The organism is Kocuria sp. UBA1838, from assembly GCF_002338785.1.
In the GTDB taxonomy this organism is placed as follows: domain Bacteria; phylum Actinomycetota; class Actinomycetes; order Actinomycetales; family Micrococcaceae; genus Kocuria; species Kocuria marina.
Genome location: NZ_DDIY01000017.1, coordinates 194,889 through 199,876, shown reverse-complemented (window position 1 = coordinate 199,876; position 4,988 = coordinate 194,889). Strand labels below are relative to the sequence as shown.

Below are 4,988 nucleotides of genomic sequence, written 5' to 3'. Positions count from 1 at the left end.
GGGGGCATGGATACCACCCTGCCCGGCCCGGGCCCGCACTGGCGCCCGCGCGCCGTCGTCTTCGACTGCGACGGCGTGCTCATGGACACCGAGAGCGCGTGGGCGCGTGTGCAGGCCCAGGTCGCCGAATCGTTCGGCGTGACGCTCGACGAGCGCGCGGGCACGTCCCTCATGGGGCTGTCCGCCGCGGACGTGGCCCGGGACATCTCGCGGCGCGCGGCAGCCGTGGCCGAGCAGCGGGACGAGCCCGCTCCCGGGTTCGACGCCGTGTACGAGCGGCTCGTGCGCACCGAGGAGGACGTGGTCGGTGAGGTCCTGGAACCGTTACCGGGCGCGATCGAGACCGTGCGGGCGTGCGCCCAGCGGGTCCCGGTAGCCGTGGCGAGCAACTCCACCCGCGGGATCCTGGATCGGAAGATGCACGCGATCGGCCTCGCGGACGTCGTCGTGACGTGGGTCAGCGCGCAGGACGTACCCCGCGGCAAACCCGCCCCGGACATCTACGAGGAGGCCGCGCGGCGCCTGGGCGTGGAGCCCGCGGACGCGCTCGCTGTCGAGGACTCCCCCGCGGGCACCGCAGCCGCGGTCGCCGCGGGACTGTGGGTGCTGGGAGTGCCCCACGGCCACGACGAACCCATCACGTCCCACTTCCGGGCGGAGTCGCTGGCCGACCCCGCGGTCGGGGACATGCTGCGGGTGTGGGGACTGCCGCTGTAGGTGCGGGGAGTCCGCAGCTGGGCCCGCTGGACGGACCCCACGGCGGATCAGCTGTTCCAGAGGCCGTAGGTCTCCGCGAGTTCCGAGACCTTCTTGGCGCGCGCGAGGCGCGGGAGGTAGGAACCGTCCGCACCGGCGTGACCGGACTCGGCCTGCTCGATCATCTCACGGGCCCAGCGGATCTCCTGATCGCTCGGGGCCAACGCGTGATTGATGCCGTCCGTCTGGTCCGGGTTCAGGCACAGCTTGCCCGTCATGCCCATGGACTGCGTGACCTTGCACGCGGCCTCGAGCTCCGCCCCGGACACCCCGTTGGTGGGGCCGTCGATGGGACCGGGCAGCTCACCCACCCGCGACGCCGTGACCAGGGTCGAGCGCGCGAACGCCAGGGCCATGGGGTCCCCCGAGGCACCGGTGTCACGGCGGAAGTCGCCCACACCGAACGCGAGCCGGAACACGCCCGGGGCGCGCGCGATGTCGTACGCGTTCATGAGGCCCACGGCGGACTCGATCAGTGCGACCACAGGGATTCCCGCCTGGCTCATCATGGCGGTCTTGGTGATGTGGTCCGGGTGCTCGGTCTTGGCGAGCACGATGCCCCGCAGGTTGTCGACCTCATTCAGCGCGGCCAGGTCCTTCTCCCAGTGCGGGGTGGTGATGTCGTTGATCCGCACCCATGCGCTCACGCCCTGGTGCATGGCCTCCATCATGTCCTCACGGGCGCGGTCCTTGTCCTCCTCCGGCACCGCGTCCTCGATGTCCAGGATCACGGAGTCCGCTTCCGAGGCCAGCGCGGGCGCGAACAGCGACGTGTCCGCCGCCGACGTCAGCAACCACGAGCGGGAGAGTCGCGCGGGAAGTGCAGCGGCGCGTTGGTTACGGTACGGGGCCATGGGTCTCCTGGGGAAGTGGGTGGGATCGGTCTGGGGGCATTCGGGGCGGCTCGTCGCGCCCCGCGGGACGACGGCGTCAGGGCGCGATTCGTAACCGTGGGATCGGGGTGTCGTTCGGGACCGCGGCGAGCGCCCATCGGGTGCGGTACGGCGGCGGTGCCGCGCGGGTGAAGTCACCCGACACGCGACATCAACCCTAGTACCAGGGGCCATCGAGCGCCGTCGGGCCGGGGCACAAAAGCCCCCGCCGGGGGTTTGTGGGGATCCCACGAGGATGCGCGAACCACCCCGGCGTCGCGCGATGAGAAGCGACCTCCGTCCGGCATGGCGTACCCCCGGTGAGGGTGCTCACCACCACACGGGCGCACGCGGCTCCCGGACGGGTCCTGCGCATCGTCCGGGGGCCGCGTGAGGTGATCAGGAGGCGAGCGGGGTGTGGTCCGGGTCCACTCGCTCGTCGTCCCGCACGGGACCCGATGCCGTGGCACCGGGGGCGAACGGGGAGCCGCCCAGCGACTCGCGACCGTGGGGGCTCGTCCAGTTCTCCAGGGACGGGCCGAGCGGCACGATGCCGGACGGGTTGATGTCCCGGTGCACGACGAAGTAGTGCTCCTTGATCTGCTGGAAGTCCACGGTGTCACCGAAGCCCGGGGTCTGGAACAGATCGCGCGCGTAACCCCACAGGTTGGGCATCTCCGTGAGCTTGTTCCGGGACGCCTTGAAGTGGCTCACGTACACCGGGTCGAAACGTGCGAGGGTGGTGAACAAGCGCACGTCCGCCTCGGTGATGTGATCGCCCATGAGGTAGCGCTGGCCGGAGAGCCGTTCCTCGACCCAGTCCATGGCCGTCCACAACCGCTCGTACGCAGACTCGTAGGCCTCCTGCGAGCCCGCGAAACCGCAGCGGTACACACCGTTGTTGATCTCGGTGTAGATGCGGTGCATCACCTCGCGCATCTCGGGCACGAGCTCCTCGGGCCACAGATCGGGGGCGCCCTCCCGGTGGAACTGCTTCCACTCGGTGCTGAAGTCCTCGGTGATCTGCGGGAAGTTATTGGTCACCACTTGGCCCGTGGGGATGTCCACGATGGCCGGCACCGTAATCCCCCGGGGGTAGTCCGGGAAGCGCTTGAAGTAGTTCTCCTGCAGCCGCTCGGTGCCCAGCACGGGGTCACGCCCGTCCGGGTCCAGGTCGAAACGCCACGAACGGGAATCGTGCGTGGGTCCGGGCAGGCCCACCGAGATGGCGTCCTCGAGGCCCAGCAGGCGGCGCACGATCAGCGTGCGGTTGGCCCACGGGCACGCCCGCGCGGCCACCAACCGGTACCGACCGGCCTCCACGGGCCACGCCCGGGCGCCTTCGGCCAGTTCCGCGTGCTCCGGGTCCGCCACGATGCGGTCCTCGATGTAGGTGGTGTCGCGGTTGTACTCCTCGCCCTCGTGGACGTAGGCCCCGGCGGTGGAGTAGCGCCCGTCCTCGGCCTGTTCGATGTTCTGGGTCGTGGAATCCAACATGCTGTACCTTCCGTGAATATATTTTGATGATACGTCACCAATCCTCGAGTGGGGTAGCCCCGGGGTGCCCTGGACCGCGCGGAGGACTCGCGCGGAGGGCTACAGTGGCCCTGTCGAAACACCCCGCGTGAGCCCGTTGTCCCCTCACCCGAGAACTTGCCCATGACTTCTGCCCCACACCCACGGGACGAGCACGACCCGTCCGATTCCCCCTCCCAGGACGCACCGTCACGCGGCGGCGCGCGGTCACCCGTGCCTGCTCCCCGCGAACGCCCGACCTACGGCATCCGCACCACGGGTCCCGGGGACGCGCAGGGTCCCGGGGGCCCGCAGGGTTCCGCTGACCGGGACACCCAGTCTGCTTCGGGCGGAACGACGGCGCCCGGCTCGGCCGCCTCCCCCGGCTCCCCGACCGCGGCGCCGTCTACTGGGTCCCCGTCCGCCTCGACCCCGCGCCTGGCTGCGTCCCCGTCAGCGGAGGCCCGCGCGGCGTCGTCGCGTGCGGCGCGGCGCATGGGCCACGGGCTGTCCTTCACCGTGGTCCTGCTGGGGCTGCTCGTCGGCCTCGGTCTGATCGCGCAGGGTGCGTGGCTCGGCTGGGTCATCGGGGCGGTCCTCACGGTGGCCGGGGTCGCGGGGTACGCGCTCGTGCAGACCCGGGCGCTGCCGATCTTCCGGGATCCCACGCAACCCGTGCGCCGTGCGTGGTCCAAGCTGTGGCTGATCCCTGCGGCCCTGCTGCTCCTGGGCCTCGGCTGCATCGCCACAGCCTTCGTAGTCCCCTCGTGGCTCGGGCCCTCCGTGCCCGCGGACCTGCTGGACGACTACATCCTGGCGTTCATCGTGGGTGGGATGACCATGATCGTGGGTGCCGGGCTCGGTTTCGGCCTCGTGGCCACGTCCCGGCTCACCCGGCCCGACGACGACGATTCGCCCCTTCGTCCCACGGACTACGCCGAGCGACTGCGTGACCGGGACCGGCGGGACGAAGGCAACTATTACGATTCGGACTGGATCAGACACGACCCCCGGGACTGACACCCCCGTCCACCCGCCAGCCCCCGCCCCGCGCGGCGCACCACGAGGAAACACCCATGGACAGCACGACCGGCACCCGGCACACGCCGTGGCTCAGCGACACCGAGGACCGGGTGTGGCGCAGCTTCCTGACCCTGTCCCGCAGCATGGAGCGCGCGGTGGACCGGCAGCTGCAACGTGACAGCAAACTGTCCGGATCCGAGTACGAGGTCCTCGTCCCGCTGTCCGAGAGCGACTCGGGGGAACTGCCTTCGCGTGATTTGCTCCGGGAACTGGGCTGGGAACGCTCGCGGTTATCCCACATGCTCTCCCGTATGGAACGGCGGGACATGATCTGCCGCTCCCCCAGCCCCACCGATGCCCGCGGGCTCGTGGTGGGGATCACCGAGCACGGGCGCGAGGTCATCGCGCGCGCGGCCCCCGCCCACCTGGAGATGGTGCGTGCCGCGTTCATGGACCGGCTCAGCGAGGAGGAACAGACGGCCCTGGTGAGCATCGCGGACAAGGTGTTGCCGCGCTTGCGGTCCATGGATCTCGCCTGACGGGCCTTCGAGCCGTGGTCCTCGCGGTGGACCCCGGGGCTTGCCGCAGCCGACGGGCCCCGCGGGTTTCCAGAAAAAAACCCGTTAACAGGGGACGGGTCCTGCCACTTGGGGGATCGGCAGGACCCGTCGGACATCCCGAATCTGGGGGAGATCGGGGCGCCGGCCAGCCGGGGGATCATCCGGGCGCGTATTTGGGGGGATGCGCCCGGGCCACTTCGGCCGACAACCCGATTTTATGCAGCAACTACATTGATACGCAAGTAAAGCTACTGATGATCCC

Annotated in this window: 5 protein-coding genes; 3 read left to right on the top strand and 2 right to left on the bottom strand. The window is 70.3% G+C overall.

Annotated features, from left to right (window positions below; all coding sequences use genetic code 11):
• Positions 1-717, top strand: a 717-nt coding sequence (locus B3I25_RS10000) for an HAD family hydrolase (protein WP_286738791.1), incomplete at its 5' end; no start/stop codon positions are given.
• A 47-nt stretch (positions 718-764) separates the two neighbouring features.
• Here B3I25_RS10000 and B3I25_RS09995 read toward each other — a convergent pair.
• Both B3I25_RS09995 and B3I25_RS09990 read right to left on the bottom strand, forming a co-directional pair.
• Positions 765-1,610 carry an HpcH/HpaI aldolase/citrate lyase family protein gene (locus B3I25_RS09995; protein WP_085106133.1) on the bottom strand — a complete coding sequence of 282 codons (846 nt, stop codon included), beginning with the start codon at positions 1,608-1,610 and terminating at the stop codon, positions 765-767.
• A 417-nt stretch (positions 1,611-2,027) separates the two neighbouring features.
• Entirely contained in the window at positions 2,028-3,125 is a 1,098-nt protein-coding gene (locus tag B3I25_RS09990; RefSeq protein WP_064847409.1) for a glutathione S-transferase family protein, read from the bottom strand.
• A 162-nt stretch (positions 3,126-3,287) separates the two neighbouring features.
• Between B3I25_RS09990 and B3I25_RS09985 the strand changes: the two genes are divergently transcribed.
• Both B3I25_RS09985 and B3I25_RS09980 read left to right on the top strand, forming a co-directional pair.
• On the top strand, positions 3,288-4,163 hold the full coding sequence (locus B3I25_RS09985) for a hypothetical protein (protein ID WP_286738787.1): 876 nt from the start codon (positions 3,288-3,290) through the stop codon (positions 4,161-4,163).
• 56 nt (positions 4,164-4,219) lie between these two features.
• Positions 4,220-4,705, top strand: coding sequence for a MarR family winged helix-turn-helix transcriptional regulator (locus B3I25_RS09980; RefSeq protein WP_085106129.1), 486 nt, complete (start codon positions 4,220-4,222; stop codon positions 4,703-4,705).
• The last annotated feature ends 283 nt before the right edge of the window (positions 4,706-4,988 follow it).

What these genes read in the sequence shown, in the direction of transcription:
- B3I25_RS09985 (WP_286738787.1), top strand. Translation starts at nt 3,288, where the DNA reads ATGACTTCTGCCCCACACCCACGGGACGAGCACGACCCGTCCGATTCC.
- B3I25_RS09995 (WP_085106133.1), bottom strand. Translation starts at nt 1,610, where the DNA reads ATGGCCCCGTACCGTAACCAACGCGCCGCTGCACTTCCCGCGCGACTC.
- B3I25_RS09990 (WP_064847409.1), bottom strand. Translation starts at nt 3,125, where the DNA reads ATGTTGGATTCCACGACCCAGAACATCGAACAGGCCGAGGACGGGCGC.
- B3I25_RS09980 (WP_085106129.1), top strand. Translation starts at nt 4,220, where the DNA reads ATGGACAGCACGACCGGCACCCGGCACACGCCGTGGCTCAGCGACACC.